The organism is Helcobacillus sp. ACRRO, assembly GCF_022347125.1.
Lineage (GTDB): Bacteria > Actinomycetota > Actinomycetes > Actinomycetales > Dermabacteraceae > Helcobacillus > Helcobacillus massiliensis.
In genome coordinates this window covers 75,222-93,994 of record NZ_JAKRNG010000008.1, presented here as the reverse complement: position 1 = coordinate 93,994, position 18,773 = coordinate 75,222, and the positions used below count along the sequence as shown (strand labels likewise).

Annotated in this window: 15 protein-coding genes; 5 read left to right on the top strand and 10 right to left on the bottom strand. The window is 69.5% G+C overall.

The window, feature by feature from the left end; genetic code table 11:
* Nucleotides 1-369: DUF4916 domain-containing protein (locus tag MHY20_RS04745; RefSeq protein ID WP_239375262.1), on the top strand; the 369-nt coding region annotated here is incomplete at its 5' end.
* A gap of 15 nt (nt 370-384) precedes the next feature.
* Here the strand turns inward: MHY20_RS04745 and rdgB are convergent.
* The 6 genes from rdgB to clpS all read right to left on the bottom strand — a co-directional run bounded on the left by rdgB (nt 385) and on the right by clpS (nt 4,594).
* Nucleotides 385-1,011, bottom strand: coding sequence for an RdgB/HAM1 family non-canonical purine NTP pyrophosphatase (rdgB, locus tag MHY20_RS04740; RefSeq protein WP_239375259.1), 627 nt, complete (start codon nt 1,009-1,011; stop codon nt 385-387).
* Between the two features lie 14 nt (nt 1,012-1,025).
* Nucleotides 1,026-1,793, bottom strand: a complete 768-nt coding sequence (gene rph, locus MHY20_RS04735; RefSeq protein ID WP_239375283.1) for a ribonuclease PH — start codon at nt 1,791-1,793, stop codon at nt 1,026-1,028.
* A 66-nt stretch (nt 1,794-1,859) separates the two neighbouring features.
* Nucleotides 1,860-2,636, bottom strand: coding sequence for an MBL fold metallo-hydrolase (locus MHY20_RS04730; protein WP_183373802.1), 777 nt, complete (start codon nt 2,634-2,636; stop codon nt 1,860-1,862).
* The gene (gene murI, locus MHY20_RS04725; protein WP_239375256.1) at nt 2,633-3,466 is read right to left on the bottom strand and encodes a glutamate racemase; all 834 of its coding nucleotides are present in this window, start codon (nt 3,464-3,466) and stop codon (nt 2,633-2,635) included. The genes MHY20_RS04730 and murI overlap by 4 nt, the downstream gene beginning before the upstream one ends.
* 129 nt (nt 3,467-3,595) lie before the next feature.
* Nucleotides 3,596-4,252, bottom strand: a complete 657-nt coding sequence (locus tag MHY20_RS04720; RefSeq protein WP_183373797.1) for a DUF2017 family protein — start codon at nt 4,250-4,252, stop codon at nt 3,596-3,598.
* 3 nt (nt 4,253-4,255) lie between these two features.
* The gene (clpS, locus tag MHY20_RS04715) at nt 4,256-4,594 is read right to left on the bottom strand and encodes an ATP-dependent Clp protease adapter ClpS (protein ID WP_183373795.1); all 339 of its coding nucleotides are present in this window, start codon (nt 4,592-4,594) and stop codon (nt 4,256-4,258) included.
* 72 nt (nt 4,595-4,666) lie between these two features.
* On the opposite strand from clpS, the gene MHY20_RS04710 reads away from it, so the two are divergent.
* Nucleotides 4,667-6,004 (top strand): nicotinate phosphoribosyltransferase, encoded by a 1,338-nt coding sequence (locus MHY20_RS04710; RefSeq protein ID WP_239375253.1) that lies wholly within the window; start codon nt 4,667-4,669, stop codon nt 6,002-6,004.
* 85 nt (nt 6,005-6,089) lie between these two features.
* Here the strand turns inward: MHY20_RS04710 and MHY20_RS04705 are convergent, their stop codons facing one another.
* The 4 genes from MHY20_RS04705 to hrpA form a co-directional block, all read right to left on the bottom strand.
* On the bottom strand, nt 6,090-7,892 hold the full coding sequence (locus MHY20_RS04705) for a DEAD/DEAH box helicase (protein WP_239375249.1): 1,803 nt from the start codon (nt 7,890-7,892) through the stop codon (nt 6,090-6,092).
* A 351-nt stretch (nt 7,893-8,243) separates the two neighbouring features.
* On the bottom strand, nt 8,244-8,618 hold the full coding sequence (locus MHY20_RS04700) for a DUF3039 domain-containing protein (protein ID WP_239375280.1): 375 nt from the start codon (nt 8,616-8,618) through the stop codon (nt 8,244-8,246).
* A gap of 280 nt (nt 8,619-8,898) precedes the next feature.
* Entirely contained in the window at nt 8,899-10,350 is a 1,452-nt protein-coding gene (locus tag MHY20_RS04695; protein ID WP_239375246.1) for an NAD-dependent malic enzyme, read from the bottom strand.
* 74 nt (nt 10,351-10,424) lie between these two features.
* Nucleotides 10,425-14,303: an ATP-dependent RNA helicase HrpA gene (gene hrpA, locus MHY20_RS04690; protein ID WP_239375243.1), complete on the bottom strand. Its 3,879-nt coding sequence runs from the start codon at nt 14,301-14,303 to the stop codon at nt 10,425-10,427.
* Nucleotides 14,304-14,522: 219 nt separating this feature from the next.
* On the opposite strand from hrpA, the gene tdh reads away from it, so the two are divergent.
* The 3 genes from tdh (at nt 14,523) to MHY20_RS04675 (ending at nt 18,748) form a co-directional block, all read left to right on the top strand.
* Complete coding sequence (gene tdh / locus MHY20_RS04685; protein ID WP_239375240.1) at nt 14,523-15,587, top strand: L-threonine 3-dehydrogenase; 1,065 nt, start codon at nt 14,523-14,525, stop codon at nt 15,585-15,587.
* A 54-nt stretch (nt 15,588-15,641) separates the two neighbouring features.
* Nucleotides 15,642-16,868, top strand: a complete 1,227-nt coding sequence (locus MHY20_RS04680) for a glycine C-acetyltransferase (protein ID WP_183373781.1) — start codon at nt 15,642-15,644, stop codon at nt 16,866-16,868.
* Between the two features lie 212 nt (nt 16,869-17,080).
* Nucleotides 17,081-18,748: an amino acid carrier protein gene (locus MHY20_RS04675; protein ID WP_239375236.1), complete on the top strand. Its 1,668-nt coding sequence runs from the start codon at nt 17,081-17,083 to the stop codon at nt 18,746-18,748.
* Nucleotides 18,749-18,773 lie beyond the last annotated feature (25 nt).

Sequence of the window (18,773 nt, the reverse complement as noted above, 5' to 3'; positions counted from 1 at the left end):
ATCGTCCGCTCCATCGTCTCCGGCCGCGTCCTCGTGCGCGAAACCCTGCGCGACGCCATCATACGGCACGTGGAGAAGGACCTCGGCTCGATGAGCTTCCCGAAGATCCCCACGTCCATCAACCCGATGACGGTCGCGGAGTACTTCCCCACCGACGGACCCGATGTCCTCTTCCACGACCCGCGCCAGCACGCCGTGTCCATGGTGTACGTGGTGCCGGTGGAAGGCGAATGCGAACCGCAGGAGGACGCGCTCGAACTGTCCTGGTTCAGCGTCGCCGAACTGCGCGAGGGCCGTGTTCTGGAGGACCTCGAGAAGGGCCACCGCATCCTCGTGCAGCGCGCCCTCGCAAACGCCGGCCTCGCCTGAGGGGTCAGCCGCGGCTCACGCCCCCAGCAGCGCCACCACGTGCGGCGCGAGCGCCCGGAACGCTCGACCGCGGTGCGAGATCGCGTTCTTCTCCTGCGCACTCAGCTGCGCCGAGGAGACCGCGCACCCGTCGGGCCGGAACAGCGGGTCGTAGCCGAAACCGCCATTGCCCTGCGGGGCTCGCAGCAGCACACCCGCCATCTCGCCGCGCTCCACGTGGGTGGCGATCCCGTCGGCCGACGGATGCGCCATCGCCGCCGCGCACACGAAGCGAGCCCCGCGATGCTCGTCCGGAACATCGGCGAGCTGCGCGAGCAGGAGATCATTGTTGGCCTGGTCGTCGCCGTGGCGGCCCGACCACCGGGCGGAGAAGATGCCCGGCGCACCGCCGAGGACATCCACCGCGATGCCGGAGTCGTCCGCGATCGCGATCAGGCCCGTCCGCTCCGCGGCGAACCGCGCCTTGATCAGGGCGTTCTGCTCGAACGTGACGCCGTCCTCCACCACATCGGCCAGGCTCAACTCGCTCGCGGAGGTCACCAGCGCCGGGTCGAAACCGGGCATCGCCTCCGCCAGCACGGACCGCAGCTCCGTGAGCTTCTTGGCGTTGTGGGTGGACAGGACGATCCGCGGCTCAGTCATCAGCGAGGGCCCTTTCAGTTCTGGAACGCGGCGAGCTGCTTCTGGATCAGGTCGCGGCAGCCGTCACTGGCGAGGCCCAGCAGAGCGGTCAGCTCCTCGTGGCTGAAGGGCTCGCCCTCGGCGGTGCCCTGCACCTCCACGAACCCGCCGGCGCCGGTCATCACCACGTTCATGTCGGTGTCAGCGGCGACGTCCTCACGGTACTCCAGGTCCAGCAGCGGGCGACCGTCCACGATACCGACGGACACTGCCGCCACCGAGTCCTTCAGCACGGTCGCGGCGGCCGGGACCGACGTGTGCCGCTTGCCCCACTGGATCGCATCCACGAGGGCCACATACGCGCCGGTGATGGCAGCGGTTCGGGTACCGCCGTCGGCCTGCAGCACATCGCAGTCGATCTGAATGGTGTTCTCCCCCAGCGCCTCCAGATCCACAACGGCGCGCAGGGAGCGGCCGATGAGGCGGGAGATCTCGTGGGTTCGTCCCCCGATCCCGCCCTTCACGCTCTCCCGCATGGAGCGGGAGTTCGTAGCGCGCGGCAGCATCGCGTACTCGGCGGTGACCCAGCCGGACCCGGAGCCCTTCTTCCACCGCGGCACCCCTTCGGTGAAGGACGCGGCGCACAGCACGCGGGTGCGGCCGAACTCGATCAGACAGCTGCCCTCGGCGTGATCCAGCCAGCCGCGGGTGATGCGGACCTCCCGCAGGTCACCGGGGCCGCGTCCGTCCACACGGGGAGCGTCAGCGGCGGTGCGGTCAGCGGTCGTGGGCTCAGCGTTCATCAGGTTCTCCTCGCGGATCGGATCGGTTGCGGCCCGCTCCTGCGGCGCCGTCACCGCACCAGGATGTCAGACGCTGACGGTGGCGAGCAGTTCAGCGCGCGAGATCGGCCCCTCGAACACCTCGGAGGCTTCCCGCATCGGGATCTGCGGGTCCGTCCACGCCGGGATGTGGGTCAGCAGCAGATGCTGGGCGCCCGCCTCCTGAGCGGCGACACCGGCGCGGCGGCCCGACAGGTGCAGGCCCTCGATGTGGTCGTCGCGCCCCTCGATGTACCCCGCTTCGCAGAGGAACAGGTCAGCGTCCCGGGCGAGGTCCACGAGGCTGTCGCAGGAGTCGGTGTCACCGGAGTAGGTGAGGGTGCGGCCGCCCGCTTCGATGCGGAAGCCGAACGCGGGTCCCGGGTGCCGCACCTCCCGAGCTGTGAACCGCACCGGCCCCACCTCGAAGGTGCGCTGATCGGCGAGGACCTCGTGCTTGAGTGCGGGCCCGGACGCCCCCGGCGGGGTGGTGCAGGTGTTGCCGGTGGCGGCGTTGAGCCGCGCCGCAGCGTCCTCGGGGGCGTACACCGGGATCACCGGCAGGTCCCGCTCCGGGTGGTAGGCGCGGAACACTTCGAGCGCCGCTACGTCGAGGAAGTGGTCGGCGTGCAGATGGGAGATCACAACGGCGTCGAGGTCGCACGGGTCGACGACGCGCTGCAGGGTGGAGAAGGAGCCGTTGCCGGCGTCCAGGAGGATCCTCCAGGTGCGGCCCTCATCGTCGACGTGCTGCACGAGGTAGGAGGAGGCGGGGGAATCGGCGCTCGGGAAGCTGCCCGAGCAGCCGAGAACGGTGAGCTTCACTGGTCGAGCCCCTCTTTCGAGTCGATCATGGGAATGGTCGCGGTGCGGGAGATCGCGGGGCCGAGGAACCGCTGCGACAGCTGCGCGAACTGCGAGGTGCGGCCCACGCGCGGCGCGGTCTCAGCGAACGTGTGCAGCGGCGGCTTCGCGTCCTCGCGCAGCAGGTCGCCGGCGCGCAGCTCGCGGTACACCTCCAGGGCGGTCTCCTCCGAACTGGACACCAGCGTCACCTCGGGACCCATCACGACGCTGACGGCCCCCGCGAGATGCGGGTAGTGGGTACATCCGAGCACCACGGTGTCCACGCCCGCCGCTTTGATCGGCGCCAGGTACTCCTCGGCGGCGGCGATGACCTCCGGGCCGGTGGTGGTGCCGGACTCCACGAACTGCACGAACCGGGGGCAGGCGGCGGAGGTGACCTCCACGTCCACGGCGGCGGCGAAGGCGTCCTCGTAGGCGCGGGACTTCACGGTGGCGCGGGTGCCGATCACGCCCACCTTGTTGTTCCGTGTGGTGGCAACGGCGCGGCGCACAGCCGGTTTGATGACTTCGATGACGGGGACGTCGTAGCGTTCGCGTGCGTCGGCGAGCACGGCTGCGGTGGCTGTGTTGCAGGCGATCACGAGCATCTTCACCCCGTGGTCCACCAGTTCGTCCATCACGTCCAGGGAGAGCTGGCGGACCGTGGCGAGCGGCTTGTCGCCGTAGGGGGTGTAGGCGGTGTCGCCGATGTACAGCAGTTCCTCATTGGGAAGCTGGTCGATGATCGAACGGGCGACCGTCAGCCCGCCGACCCCGCTGTCGAAGATGCCGATCGGTGCACTGTTCATACGACCAACCTAGCCACTGTCATCACCGAAGTCCGGTGCGCCCGTCACTGTGCGCCTCTTCTCACACTAGGGCCGCGGCGCGGGTCTCAGTCGGCACCCGTCGGCCGCGGTCCACCAGCGACCGGCCGCTCAGCGCAGGCCGGCGGACATCGCCCGCACGAGCGATTCCTGCAGCCAGGAGAGGAACTCGTACAGGGAGGCGAGGAAGTCCAGGCTGGCCACGCCGTCCTCGTCCTCCTTCTCGGTGACGTCGATCTGGTTGGAGCGCAGCAGCTGCAGCGCTTCGAAGTCGCCGTCGTTCTTCAGCCCCATCCGGTCGGCGAGGACGAGGCGGATCGTGGTGATGGCGCGCACGAAGTGGTCGGCCTGCTCGGCGTCCAGGACGAGCTCCTCATCGGGGCTGAGCTCATGGGCCCCGAGCGCTGCTATGACCGTGTTGAGGGTCTCGATCATCCCCTCCGCGAGGGAGGTCTGGCTGAAGCGCCGGAACTCGTCGGCAGCGCGGTCATCGTCGGGGAAGGCCGACGGGAACAGGCGCCTGACGGCGCCGTCGCGCGGGGCCGACACCTGCTGGTCGGCGGCGTGCTCCGCCTCCAGGCGCGCGAGCGGGTCATCGGAGGCGAGTCCGGGACGCGCGGCCTGGGAGTCATCGTCGGCGTCCATCCGCAGATCCCAGCGGATCAGCTGCACCACCTCCGTGGACACCTGCGCGAACACGTTGCGCTCGTCCTGATCGAGGCGGCACATGTAGCGGCCGTCCAGCCGCGGCACGAACGAATGCGCCATCGCTCAGCCCTCCTGCTGTTCGAGGGTCGCGTTGAGGCCGAACGCGTGCATCGCCTGCACGTGCCCCTCCGCGCTTTCACGGGGGTCGGTGGAGACGATGGCGCGGCCTTCGTGGTGGACCTGCAGCATCAGCCGCTCCGCCTTCTGCCGGTCGTAGCCGAAGTGGGTGCGCAGCACGTGCACCACGTAGGACTGCAGGTTGATGGGGTCGTTCCACACCACGGTGTTCCAGAGGCGGTCCTGGACGGCGATCGCGGCGGTGTCGCGCTCCTGCTCGAGTCCGCGATCGGCATCGCTGAGGGCCGGGGCCGTTCGTCGGCGCTCCGGGCTCGCCTCGACCATGGGTGCTCCTCCCCTCCCGCCGGCGGCGGTCTGATGTCGGCAGACGGTGTCCCCCTATCCTAGGCTGAGGGCGTGACCACATCGCTTTACACGGACCTGTACGAGCTGACGATGATGCAGGCGGCGCGCCGCGCCGGCACCGCCGACCGCCGCTGCACCTTCGAAGTCTTCACCCGCTCCCTCCCCGAGGGCCGCCGCTACGGTGTGTTCACCGGCATCGGCCGCGTGCTCGACGCCCTCGCCGACTTCCGGTTCGATGAGCGGGACATCGACCACCTCGCCTCCCTCGACCTGTTCGATGACGACTTCCTCGCGTTCCTCGCCGACTACCGCTTCACCGGCTCCCTCTCGGCCTACCGCGAAGGCGAACTGTTCTTCCCCAACTCCCCCGTGGTCCGTGTGGACGCCACCTTCGAACAGGGAGTGGTGCTGGAGACCCTGATCCTGTCGATCCTGAACCACGATTCGGCGATCTCCTCCGTCGGCTCCCGGATGAAGCTCGCCGCAGCGGGCCGCCCCCTCATCGAAATGGGGTCGCGACGCGTCCACGAAGAGGCGGCGGTGGCGTGTGCCCGCTCCGCCGCGATCGTCGGCTTCGGCGCCACCTCCAACATCGAGGCGGGCCGCCGCTACGGCATCCCGACGGTGGGCACCTCCGCGCACGCCTTCACCCTCCTGTTCGATTCGGAGGCCGACGCGTTCCGCGCCCAGATCGATTCCCTCGGCGCAGGCACGTCCGTGCTGGTGGACACCTACGATATCCGCGAAGCGGTCCGCATCGCCGTGGAGATCGCCGGCCGCGACCTGGGGGCGGTCCGTCTGGACTCCGGTGACCTCGCCGCGGCGGCGCGGGAGGTGCGCGCCCAGCTCGATGAGCTCGGCGCCACCGGTACGCAGATCACCGCCACGAGCGACTTGGACGAGTACCGGGTGTTCGAGCTGCGGGAGGCGCCGATCGACGGCTACGGCATCGGCACCCGTCTCGTCACCGGCGGCGACCATCCCGCTCAGGGCTTCGTGTACAAACTGGTGGAGCGCGAGGGCGAGGACGGCACCATGGTGCCGGTGGCGAAGAAGTCCGCGGACAAGGCCACGATCGCGGGCCGCAAGCGCGCCTACCGCGTGCTGGGGGCCGACGGGCGCGCCACCCACGAACTGATCCTCCCCCACCAGAGCGGCGCCGAAGAGGACACCCTCATCCTGCCGCCGGGGAAGCAGGTGCGCCCGCTGCACGTAACCCTGATCGACCAGGGCCGATGTCTGGATGAGCTCGGGCAGCAGGAACGGATCCAGCGGGCCCGGCAGGTGCATGACGCCGCTATCGCGGAACTCGATGACTCGGTGCTGTCCGGCCAGGACGGCGAGGTGATCCTGCCGGTGGTGCTGAGCGCGGACGCCGTCACCGACTGAGGCGCTGGACGGGGCCGGGCCCCGTCGGTGCGTCGGCCTCCCTCGGGGTGCGGACCTCGCCGGCGCGCCGGGCTCCGTCGGCCGGCTACTTCTTGCCGACGAACCAGCCGCGCAGCACGTCGATCCGGTCCTGGATCTGGGCGGCGCTCGCCTGCGGGACCGCCGGGCCGCCGCAGCGGCGGCGCAGCTCGTTGTGGACGCTGCCGTGCGGGGTGCCGGTGCGCTTCGCCCACCCGCTCACCAGGGACGACAGTTCCTTCCGCAGAGCGGAGATGTCCCGGTGGTCGGCGATGTCGTGCGCGGTCGCGGATGTCTGTGAGGAGGAGCCGCCGCGGGTCTGCTGGGAGCGCTGACGCTCCTTCAGCAGATCCGTCACCTGGTCGGCGTCCAGCAGCCCGGGGATGCCGAGGAAGTCCAGCTCCTCCTGGCTGCCCGCCATCGCGTGCGTGCCGTACTCGCCGCCGTCGAAGAGGACGCGGTCGAAATGCGCGTCGGACTCCAGCGCCTCGAACGTCTCCATCTCGTTGCTGGCGCGCGCCGCACGGTTCGCCTCCCGCAGCGCGTCCTCGTCGAGCCCGGTCTCCTCATCGCCCGTCTCGGTGCGCTGCTGGAGCACGTGGTCGCGCTCGGCTTCGAGTTCGTTCGCGAGCGCCAGCAGGATCGGCACGGACGGCAGGAACACGCTGGCGGTCTCGCCGCGGGTGCGGGAGCGCACGAAGCGGCCTACAGCCTGCGCGAAGAACATCGGGGTCGCAGTGGACGTGGCGTACACGCCGACGGACAGGCGCGGCACATCCACGCCTTCGGACACCATGCGCACCGCGACCATCCAGCGGTCATCGGAGTCGGAGAACTGCTCGATCTTGGAGCCGGCGGTGGCATCGTCGGAGAGGACCAGGGTGGCGGGCTGCCCGGTGATCTGCAGAAGGATCCGGGCGTATTCGCGCGCGGCCTTCTGATCGGTGGCGATGACGAGACCGCCGGCGTCGGGGACATGGCGGCGCACCTCGGTGAGTCGCTGGTCCGCGGCCTGCAGCACGGTCGGGATCCATTCGCCCTTCGGGTCCAGTGCGGTGCGCCACGCCTGCTGCGTGATGTCCTTGGTCTCCATCGCGCCGAGCTGCGCGGAGATCTCGTCACCGTCCTTGGTGCGCCAGTGCATGCGCCCCGAATAGGTCATGAACAGAACGGGCCGCACCACGTAGTCCTGGAGGGCGCTGCGGTAGCCGTAGGTGTAGTCCGCTTTGGAGCGGAGGTGCCCCTGCTCGTCCGGTTCGTAGTCGACGAACGGGATCTGGGCGTCGTCGGAGCGGAACGGGGTGCCGGTGAGGCTGAGGCGCCGCTTCGCGGGGTCGAACGCGTCGCGCACACCGTCGCCCCAGGTGAGGGCATCACCGGCGTGGTGGATCTCGTCGAGGATCACGAGCGTGGGTTCGGCCTCGGTGCGGGCGCGGTGCAGCCGGGGGTTCGCCCCCACCTGCGCGTAGGTGACGGCGACGCCCTGGAAGTGGGCGCCGTGGCGGCCCTGCGCGTTCGTGAAGTTCGGGTCCAGCGCGATGCCCACGCGCTTGGCGGAGTCCGCCCACTGGGTCTTCAGATGCTCCGTGGGGGCGACCACGGTTACGCGGCGGACGATGCCGTCCTGCAGCAGCCCGGCCGCGATCTGCAGCGCGAACGTGGTCTTGCCGGCGCCGGGGGTGGCGACGGTGAGGAAGTCCCGCGGCTGCGTGCTCTGGTACAGCTCGAGCGCCTCGGCCTGCCAGGCGCGCAGCTTCGCGGCCGTTCCCCAGGCGGCGCGCGCAGGGAACGCGGGCGGCAGGGTCTGGGCGGCGAAGGACGACGGGTGCTTGGGGCCGGGATCGTGCGAAGCAGAGGCATATGAGTTCATGAGCGCATCCACTGTAGCCCCACCGTGGGGTGTCCGGACGCAGGCCGCATCGAGGTGCCGGACACCCTCGCCGCCGCAGCCACCACCGTTGCGCCCCGGCAGCCCCCACGCCCGTCGCGGCCGCCACGCCCGCCGCGGCCGCCACCGTCTCGCCCGTCGCGAAACGAAAGCGACTTTTCTGCGGAAAGGCCGGGGCTTTTCTGCAAAAAAGTCGCTTTCGATTGTGAGGCCTGGGTCAGCGGCCCAGGCGGGGCCAGGGATCGAACCGGAGGCCGGGGTGAGCCGGGGCGAACCGAAGGCCAGGCGGGGCCGGAGGCCAATCGGAGGCCGGAGTGGGCTGGGAGGCCGAGGTCAGCGGCCGCCGCCGAAGAAGCGGCCGAGCCCGCCGAAGCCGGAGCGGCCGGAGTCGCCCTTGCCGTCGCCGTCGCCCTTGCCGGAGCCGCCGCCCTGGCCCATCTGCTCGTAGATCTCCTTGCACTGCGGGCACACCGGGTACTTGCCCGGGTCACGGCCCGGCACCCACACCTTGCCGCACAGGGCGATCACCGGAGAGTTGTTGAGCGCCGCCTTCGCGATCTTCTCCTTCTCCACATAGTGCGCGAAGCGGTCGTGATCGCCTTCGTCGGCGTCCTCCAGCTGCTCCTCACGGTCGAGGACCGCGGTGCTGGACGGAGCCGTCGGCGCATCCGGAGCGGCATAGGGCCCCGGATCGTTCGGATCATTGATGGAAGCGGAGGCGCCACGTGCCGCCGCGCCAGTGGCGGATGCGCCGCAGGCGGCGACCGCGCTGGAGGCGCCGGCCGCGGTGCCAGCGGGCAGAGTGCGAAGAGTCGTCGAAGTCATGCCGCCATCCTAGCGACCGGCGTGACACCCGACTGCGGCGGCCCGCACCCGGCGCCACGGCCCGCCTCCACCATCGCTGTGCGCCACAACACGTCCTGTCACGAACGCAGACAGCCCCGCCGCGGGATTCGGTTCCGGGGCGGGGCTGCTGAAAGAGCGCGGCTCAGAGGTGGATCTCGCCGCCCTTGATCGCCGGGATCGCACCGGTGATGGTGTCCACGGTGCCCATCTCCTCACGCGCCTGCTGCTCCACCGCGTCCGCCACTGCCGAGGTGACGCGCTCGTTGAACACCGAGGGAATGATGTAGTTCGGGTTCAGCTCCTCAGGGCTGACCACGTCCGCGAGCGCCTCCGCGGCCGCGAGCAGCATGCGGTCGCTGAAGTTCTTCGCGCGCGCATCGAGCAGCCCGCGGAACACGCCGGGGAAGGCGAGCACGTTGTTGATCTGGTTGGCGAAGTCGGACCGGCCGGTCGCAACCACTTCGGCGTGGCGGGCCGCGATCACCGGATCGATCTCCGGCTCCGGGTTCGCCATCGCGAACACCACGGAGCGGTCCGCCATCGCAGCGATGTCGTCCTCGTCGAGGATGTTGGCAGCGGAGACGCCGATGAACACGTCGGCGTCCTTGACGGCGTCCTTGAGGGTGCCGGTGATGCCGCGCGGGTTGGTGACCCCGGCGATCCACGGGAGGCGGCCGGTGAGATTCTTGCGACCGGAGTGGATGACGCCGTCGATGTCGGCGACCACGATGTCCTCCGCGCCGGCGGCCTTCAGCAGGCGCAGGATCGCGGTGCCGGCCGCGCCCGCGCCGGACAGGACGATGCGGACAGTCCGGATGTCCTTCTCCACCACGCGCAGAGCGTTGCGCAGAGCGGACACCACGCACACGGCGGTGCCGTGCTGGTCGTCGTGGAACACGGGGATGTCCAGCTCCTGACGGAGGCGGTCCTCGATCTCGAAGCAGCGGGGGGCGGAGATGTCCTCGAGGTTGATGCCGGCGAACACGGGCGCGATCGCCTTCACGTGGGCGACGATGTCGTCCACCTCAGTCGCATCCAGGCAGATGGGGAAAGCGTCGATGTCGGCGAAGCGCTTGAAGAGGGCGGCCTTGCCCTCCATGACGGGCAGCGCGGCGAGAGGGCCGAGGTCGCCGAGGCCGAGGATGGCGGAGCCGTCGGTCACCACGGCGACCGTGTTGCGCTTGATGGTGAGGCGGCGGGCGTCCGACGGGGTCTCCGCAATCGCCTTCACCACGCGTGCCACACCGGGGGTGTAGACGAGGGAGAGGTCGTCGCGGTGGCGGATCGGATGCTTGGACTTCACTTCGAGCTTGCCGCCGAGGTGGGCGAGGAAGGTGCGGTCGGAGACCTTGCCGAGCTCGACGGACTCAATGCCCTTGAGCGCCTCCACCACGTTCATGGCGTGGTCGTGGCCGGCGGTCAGGACGGTCATGTCCACGCGCATCCGCTCGGGGCCGGAGGCGTTGACGTCCAGAGCGGTGACGCTGCCGCCCATCTTCTCGATGGTGCCGGTGATGTCGCTGATGGCGGCGGAGTTCGCGGCGAACTCCAGACGGATGGTGATGGAGTAGCTGACTGAAGGCTGCGGTGTCATGGACCCCAGTGTGACACGGCCGATCTCAGCGACCGGTCACCTTCACCGAAACTCGGCCGAAACCTGTCCGAATGTCAGGACTTCTCCAGTTCCGCGATCGCCTTGCGGATCCGCTTGTCACTGACCGTCACGGAGGTTCCGAGCTGCTGGGCGAACAGCGACACCCGCAGCTCTTCGATCAGCCAGGGGATGTCCTGCGCAGCTTCCGACGCCCGCACAGCGGCGGGCAGCTTCAACTGCGCGTGCTGCCAGTACCCCTCGATGTCCTGGATCTGCCACTGTGCGTGCGCATCCTTCTGCGGATTGTCCTGCATCTTGTCCACCCGGTGCAGCGCGGCCTTCTCGAACCGCGGCAGCTCCGGCAGCCACCGGGCGGGGGTGCGGGACACGAACCGCTCCCCCACCAGCGAGGCCGCGTGGTCGCGCAGCTGCGTGATCTGGTTGAGCACCGACAGCGAGTTCACGCGGGAGACCGCCTTCGCCACCTTCGCGTGCGCCGCGAGCGCGTCCACGGCGTTCAGCATCAGGGAGCGGGCAAGCGCCGGGTGCTCCGTGCCGACGCGCTCCACCAGCGCCTCGAAATCGTCGGGCTCGAACACCATCCCGGCGGCGTCGGTGCGGCGCACCAGGTCCGCGGTGGCGGCGAGGGAGGCGTCAGCAAGGAGCTTCTGCGCGCTGCCGTAGCTGGACTGAGTGATCGCGAGCTTCACCGGGTTCGGCAGTCCGGCGAGGATCTGCGCGGAGTCGGTGCGCATCCGCTGGTCCACCAGGCGGGTCACCGCGGCAGGGTGCTCGCGAGCCTGCTCCTGGGCCGACGGGAGCGCCGTCAGATCGATGCGGACGGCCCCGTCGGTCTCGGTGCGGACGACGAGCGCGGGGTACACCACCACGTCCAGGGCGCCCTGGCGGGACCGGCGGGTGGTGGGGATCGGCGTGTCGGGGAACGCAGTGAGGCCGCGCGCGCCGAAGCTGTCGGCCTGCTTCGCCGCGGAAGTGCGGACACGGCCGGCGAGGCGCTGCTTGAGCTGCGCGAGGTCGTCGCCGGCGCCGACGGTGCGGCCCTTCTCGTCGACCACCCGGAAGTGCATGCGCAGGTGCTCGCTGAGGCGGTCGGTCTGGAACTCCGGTCCGTACAGCTCCAGGTCGTCGGGGACGCCCGGCAGCGCGACCAGTTCATCGGCGACGGCCTCGACGAACTTTTCGCCGGTGTTGGGGTCGTCGTCGGCGAGGGTCTGCGCGACCGCCTTCGCTTTGTCAGGGGCGGGGATGAGGTGGCGGCGCAGCGGTTTCGGCAGGGAGCGGATGAGTTCGATGATGAGCTCTTCGCGCATGCCGGGCACGAGCCAGTCGAACCCGGTGTCCTCGAGGCGACCGAGGACGGCCAGAGGGACGGTGGCGGTGACGCCGTCGCGCTGCTTCTGCTTCGCGTCCCGCTGGGTGGTGGGGTCGAAGTTGTAGGTGAGGTGCAGGGTGATGTCGCCCTGCACCCAGGTGTCGGGGAAGCCCTGCGCGGCGGGTTCGGCGTCGTCGGCGAGCAGCAGGTCACGGGTGAAGTGGAGCAGATCCGGGGTCTTGTGCCGCTGCTTCTTCCACCAGGAGTCGAAGTGGCGGCCGGAGACGATGTTCTGCGGGAGGCGCTCGTCGTAGAAGCGGAAGAGGGTCTCGTCGCCGGCGATGATGTCGCGTCGGCGGGTCTTCGCCTCCAGCTCCTGCAGGTCCTCGATGAGGCGGTTGTTGTCGCGGAAGAAGTGGTGGCGGGTGGTCCACCGGCCTTCGATGAGGGCCTGCTGGATGAAGGTGTCGCGGGCCTGCTCTCGGTCGATGCGGCCGAGGTTGACGGCGCGCTGCGCGATGATCGGCACCCCGTACAGCGTCACCTTCTCGTACGCCATGGCGGCGGCGCGCTTGGTGGACCAGTGCGGTTCGGAGTAGGAGCGCTTCACCACGTGGGCGCCGAGCTCCTCGATCCATTCGGGTCGGATGCGGGCGGCGGTGCGGCCGAAGAGGCGGGAGGTCTCCACCAGTTCCGCTGCCATCACGTAGTCGGGGCGCTTCTTGGCGATGGCGCTGCCGGGCCAGAGCACGAACCGGGTGCCGCGTGCACCCTGGTAGTCGCGGTTCTTCTCCTCGAACAGGCCCACGTGCGAGAGGAGGCCGGCGAGCAGGGACTGGTGGATGGCGTCGTCGCCGGCGCGGTCGCTGCTGGTGTGCAGGTCGAGGTCGCGGCACATCTGCTTGAGCTGTCCGTGCAGGTCCCACCATTCGCGGATGCGCATGTAGTGGAGGAACTCCTGACGGATCTCTCGGCGCAGGGCGGAGGAGGACAGGGCGCGTCGGCGCTCCTCGATGTGGCGCCACAGGTTGAGGAGGGTGAGGAAGTCGGAGGTGTCGTCGGCGAAGCGGCGGTGGAGCTGGTCGGCCTTCTCCTGCTGCTCCAGGGGCCGTTCGCGGGGGTCCTGGATGGACAGCGCCGCCACGATGATGAGGACGTCGGCGAGGGCGCCGCGGTCGTGCGCTTCCAGGAGCATGCGCGCCATGCGGGGATCGAGGGGGAAGCGGGCGAGCTTGCGTCCCGTGGGGGTGAGGGCGCGGCCGCCAGGAGCCGACGGCTTCTGCTCGATGGCGTGCAGCTCCTCCAGCAGGCGGATGCCGTCGCGCACCGCACGGGTCTCCGGCTTCTCCAGGAACTCGAAGCGTTCGATGTCGCCGAGGCCGAGCGCGGTCATCTGTAGCACGACGCTCGCGAGCGAGGTGCGCAGGATCTCCGGTTCGGTGAACTCGGGGCGCGCGGCGAAGTCCTCTTCGGAGAACAGACGGATGGCGATGCCGGGGGCGGTGCGGCCGGACCGGCCGGAGCGCTGCTGGGCGCTGGCCTGGCTGATCGGCTCGATGGGGAGGCGCTGCACCTTGGTGCGCTGGGAGTAGCGGGAGATGCGGGCGAGACCGGAGTCGATGACGTAGGTGATGCCGGGGACCGTCAGGGAGGTTTCGGCGACGTTCGTGGCGAGGATGATGCGCCGCGTCGTCGAGTTCTTCGGCGGGGAGAAGATGCGGTCCTGGTCCGCTTGGGAGAGGCGGCCGAACAGGGGCAGCACCTGCACCTGTTCACCGGCGCGGGTGCGAGCGGCGAGGTGCTTGCCGAGCTCATCGCCGATCTCGCGGATCTCCCGCTCCCCGGGGAGGAACACGAGGATGTCGCCGGGGCCTTCGCGGCGCAGTTCGTCAACGGCGGAGCAGACCGCCTGCGGCAGGGACCGCTCCTCCTTCTCGTACAGGTCCTCCTCGTCCTCGTTCTCGGCCTCGACGGTGGTCTCGAGGACCAGGGGGCGGTAGCGGATCTCCACCGGGTAGGTGCGGCCGGACACTTCGAGGATGGGGGCCGGGTCGTCGGAGTCATCGGAGAAGAAGGCGGCGAAGCGCTCCGGGTCGATGGTGGCGGAGGTGATGATGATCTTCAGGTCGGGGCGCCGGCGGGCGATGCGCTTGAGGTACCCCAGGAGCATGTCGATGGTGAGGGAGCGTTCGTGCGCCTCGTCGATGATGATCGTGTCGTACTTCTTCAGCAGCCGATCGTGCTGGATCTCCGAGAGGAGGATGCCGTCGGTCATCACCTTCAGGCGCGCACCTCGGGCTGTCTGCTTCGTGAAGCGCACCTGGTAGCCGACTGTTCCCTCACCGAGCTTCTCGCCGAGTTCGTGGGCGATGCGGGAGGCGACCGAGCGGGCGGCGATGCGGCGCGGCTGCGTGTGGCCGATGAGGCGGCCGTTCGCGCCGCGGCCCAGCTCAAGGCACATCTTCGGCAGCTGGGTGGTCTTGCCGGACCCTGTCTCGCCCGCGATGATCACGATCTGGTGGTCCCGGATCGCGGCCATGATGTCCTCGCGGCGTTCGGAGACGGGGAGGTCCGACGGGTACGTGATCGCGATGGGCGCAGGCGAAGAGGATGTCGACATGGTGCGCCCACTCTATCCGGCGGCACCCGTCGGCCGCGCCTGCCCGCCCTGCCCTCCCCCTTCACCCGGGACCCCGGCCGGGCGCTCCCGCGCAGGCGGCCGGTCCTTCGGAAACGGGCCGACGGGGCCCCAACGCGCGAAAAGCAGGGCGGAACGGTACTAGGCTGGTGACGGTGCGCAACGGCGCGCCCATCCGTACAGCGAGCACAACGAGGTTCTATGAAAGCGCTGAAGAAGGTCGGTGCGAGCGCCGGCCTGGAGTTCGTCGATGTTCCGGAGCCCCAGCTGGAGCGCTCCACCGACGTCAAGATCCGGGTCCTGCGCGCCGGCATCTGCGGCACCGACCTGCACATCCTCGCGTGGGACTCCTCCGCTCAGGACATGTGCGACACCGTCCCCTTCATCCCCGGCCACGAGTTCTACGGCGAAGTCGTGGAAGTCGGCAGCGAAGTCCTCGACGTCCAGGTGGGCGACCGCGTCTCCGGTGAGGGCCACGTGGTGTGCAACATCTGCCGCAACTGCCGCGCCGGCCGCCGCCACATGTGCCGCCGCTCCCGCGGCATCGGCGTGCAGCGCGACGGCGCCTTCGCCGAATACGTCGTCATCCCCGACGAGAACGTGTGGGTCCACGAGAACAACTCCAAGACCGACATCATCACCCCGGAGCTCGGCGCCGTGTTCGACCCCCTGGGCAACGCCGTGCACACCACGCTGAAGTTCCCCGTGGTGGGCGAGGACGTCCTCATCACCGGCGCCGGCCCCATCGGCCTGATGTGCGCGGCCGTCGCCCGCCACGCCGGCGCCCGCTACATCGCCATCACCGACGTCGCCGACCACCGCCTCGACATGGCGGCCGCCGCCGGCGCCGACGTCGCCATCAACGTGGCGAAGGAGCGGGTGCGCGACTCCCAGGCGGTCCTCGGCATGATCGAGGGCTTCGATGTGGGCCTGGAGACCTCCGGGAACCCGTCGGCCGTCAAGGAGATGATCGACAACATGAACCACGGCGGCAAGATCAGCCTCCTCGGCCTGCCGGCCCGCGAGTTCGAGATCAACTGGACCCACGTCATCACCCGCATGCTCACCCTGCAGGGCATCTACGGCCGCGAGATGTTCGAAACCTGGAACGCGATGAGCGCCATGCTCCGCTCCAGCGAGAAGCTGCGCGGCCAGATCCTCGCCACCGTCACCGACGTCCTGCCCGCTGAGCAGTGGGAGAAGGGCTACGAGATGGCCCGCACCGCCGCCGGCGGCAAGATCGTCCTGGACTGGGAGAACGTGTGAGCCGCACCCCGGCGCCCCTCCCCCGCATCCATCACTGAAAGGCACTGTCCCCTCATGTACACCGAGATCAAGCAGCAGCTGAACGACGAGCTGCAGGCCATCCGCGACGCCGGCACCTTCAAAGCCGAGCGCGCCATCACCACCCCGCAGTCCTCCCACGTCAAGGCCACCCCCGGCGGTGTCGAGGACTCCTCGAAGGCCGAGCCGGTGCTGAACTTCTGCGCCAACAACTACCTGGGCCTCGCCGACCACCCGAAGCTGATCGAGGCCGCCAAGCGCGCCCTCGATGAGCGCGGCTTCGGCATGGCGTCCGTCCGCTTCATCTGCGGCACCGGTGACCGCCACCTGGAGCTGGAGCGCCGCGTCTCCGAGTTCCTCGGCACCGAGGACACCATCCTGTTCGCCTCCTGCTTCGACGCCAACGGCGGCGTGTTCCAGTCCCTGTTCGGCAAGGAGGACGCGATCATCTCCGACGAGCTGAACCACGCCTCCCTCATCGACGGCATCCGCCTCACCAAGTCCGCCCGCCTGCGCTACCGCAACGCCGACATGGCGGACCTGCGCGCCAAGCTGGAGGAGACGAAGCAGCTCAACGACGGCAAGGGCGCGCGCCGCACCGTCATCGTCACCGACGGCGTCTTCTCCATGGACGGCTACCTCGCACCGCTGGATGAGATCTGCGACCTCGCCGACGAATTCGGTGCTCTCGTCCTGGTGGACGACTCCCACGCCGTCGGCTTCATGGGCGAGACCGGCGCCGGCACCCCGGAGCACTTCGGCGTCTCCGACCGGGTCGACATCTACACCGGCACCTTCGGAAAGGCCCTCGGCGGCGCCTCCGGCGGCTATGTCGCCGGCCGCAAGGAGATCGTGGAGATGCTCCGCCAGACCGCCCGCCCGTACCTGTTCTCCAACTCCCTCGCCCCCAGCATCGTGGAGGCCACCATCACGGCGCTGGACCTGGTGAAGGAGTCCAGCGAACTGCGCCAGCAGCTGTTCGACAACGCCGCCCTGTTCCGCCGCCGCATGAGCGAAGAGGGCTTCGAACTGCTCGAGGGCGAGCACGCGATCATCCCCGTGATGTTCCACGACGCCGCCCTCGCCGGCCGCATCGCCGACCGCATGCTGGAGAACGGCGTGTACGTCACCGCGTTCTCCTTCCCGGTGGTGCCCCGCGGTGAGGCCCGCATCCGCGTGCAGCTCAGCGCCGCGCACTCCGCGCAGGACATCGAGAAGGTCGTGCAGGCGTTCGTGAAGTCCCGCGACGCCGAACAGCACTGATCGGCGCGATCACGCCCTGACGCCGCAGGGCCGGAACCGCCGCGCATCGTCCCTCCCCCGTCGGCCCCGCCGGGGACACCAGGGAGGTGCGCGGCGGTTCCGCATACCCGCAGCCCTGCCGGCCACGATCCGTCCTGAAGTGGCCATACCCGGGCACCGCCCTTATCCTGGGGAGCGCTGTGACGCGCAGCACTGTCTACAGAAAGCTCCCCATGTCGTCGATCGACTCCGTCATCGAAGCCGTCTTCGCCCCTCTGTCCGCCGTGCTCAGCTCCATCATCTTCGTAGAGCTGCCGATCTTCGGCGGCGTCCCCGTGGTGGTCCTCTGGCTGATGCTCGCCGCCGTGTTCTTCACCGTCTGGCTGCGGTTCCAGCCCATCACCGGACTGACGCACTCCATCGCCGTGATCCGCGGCCGCTACGCCCGCAAGACCGATCCCGGGGAGATCAGCTCCTTCCAGGCGCTCGCCACGGAACTGTCCGCCACCGTGGGCCTCGGCAACATCGCCGGCGTCGCCATCGCGATCGTGGCCGGCGGTCCCGGCGCAGCCGTCTGGATCGCCCTGTTCGGCTTCTTCGCCATGAGCGTGAAGATGGCCGAAGCGGCGCTCGGCTCGAAGTACCGCCGGGTCCTGCCCGACGGATCCACCCTCGGCGGCCCCATGTACGTGCTGCGCGACGGCTTCGCCGAGATCGGCTGGAAGCGCTTCGGCGTGGTCCTCGCCGGCATCTACGCCGTGTGCGCCCTCATCGGCATGCTCGGCGGCGGCAACCTGTTCCAGGCGAACCAGGTGACGATGATCGTCTCCAGCGCGTTCGGCGAGGACAGCGTGATCGGGCAGAACAACTGGATGATCGGTGCAGCGCTCGCGGTGATCGTCGCGATCGTGGTGCTCGGCGGCGTCACCTCCATCGCCCGCTGGACCTCGTTCATCACCCCGTTCATGGCGATCGCGTACATCCTGTCCGTGCTGCTGATCATCGTGATGAACATCGGTCAGCTGCCGAGCGCGGTCGCTGAGATCTTCACCGGCGCGGTGTCGCCGCAGGGTGTGACCGGCGGCGCGATCGGTGTGGCCGTGATCGGCATCCAGCGTGCCCTGTTCTCCAACGCTGCGGGTGTGGGAACGGCATCGATGTCGTTCTCCGCCTCGAAGACGAAGGACCCCGCCACGGAGGGGTACACCGCGATGTGGGGCCCGTTCGTGGACTCCGTGGTGGTGTGCATGCTGACCGCGGTCGCGATCGTCATCACCGGGGTGCACCGCCACGGCAGCCCGGACTCCGACGGCGTGGTGCTGACCGCTGAGGCGTTCGGCACGGTCACCGCCTGGTTCCCGTACGTCCTCACGGCCGTGGTGTTCCTGTTCGGCCTGTCGACGATGCTGAGCTACTCGTTCTTCTGCGAAATGCTCGCCACCTACATCTTCGGCCCCTCCAAGGGAGTGCGGATCACGTTCCGCATCATCTACGTGCTCTCGGTGGTCGTGGGTGCGGCGATCTCCATGGACTCCATGGTCGGGTTCGCCGACGCCACCACGTTCCTCGTCACCCTCCCGAACCTGCTGGGCCTGTACGTGCTGGCCCGGGTGGTCCGCTACGAGATCCTCCGCCACCGGACCCGCGTCGCGGTGGGAACGGTCAGCGAAGTGGATGAGGACCTGCGGGTCGGCATGGGCGACCACACCCCCACCCGTGAGCAGACCCGCACCGCGGAGATGGAGGCGATCCGCCTCGACGAGCACGAAACCGCGGTGCACAACCGCCTGGCTGCCGACCCGGACTGGCCGCACTACTCCGACGAGCGCAGTCCAGGGGCCGCAGCCGCGGATGGGGCTGCGGGGGCCGACGGGTCCTCCGGGTCCCACGCCACTGGCTGACCCCGTCGGCCCTCTGCCTGAGGGG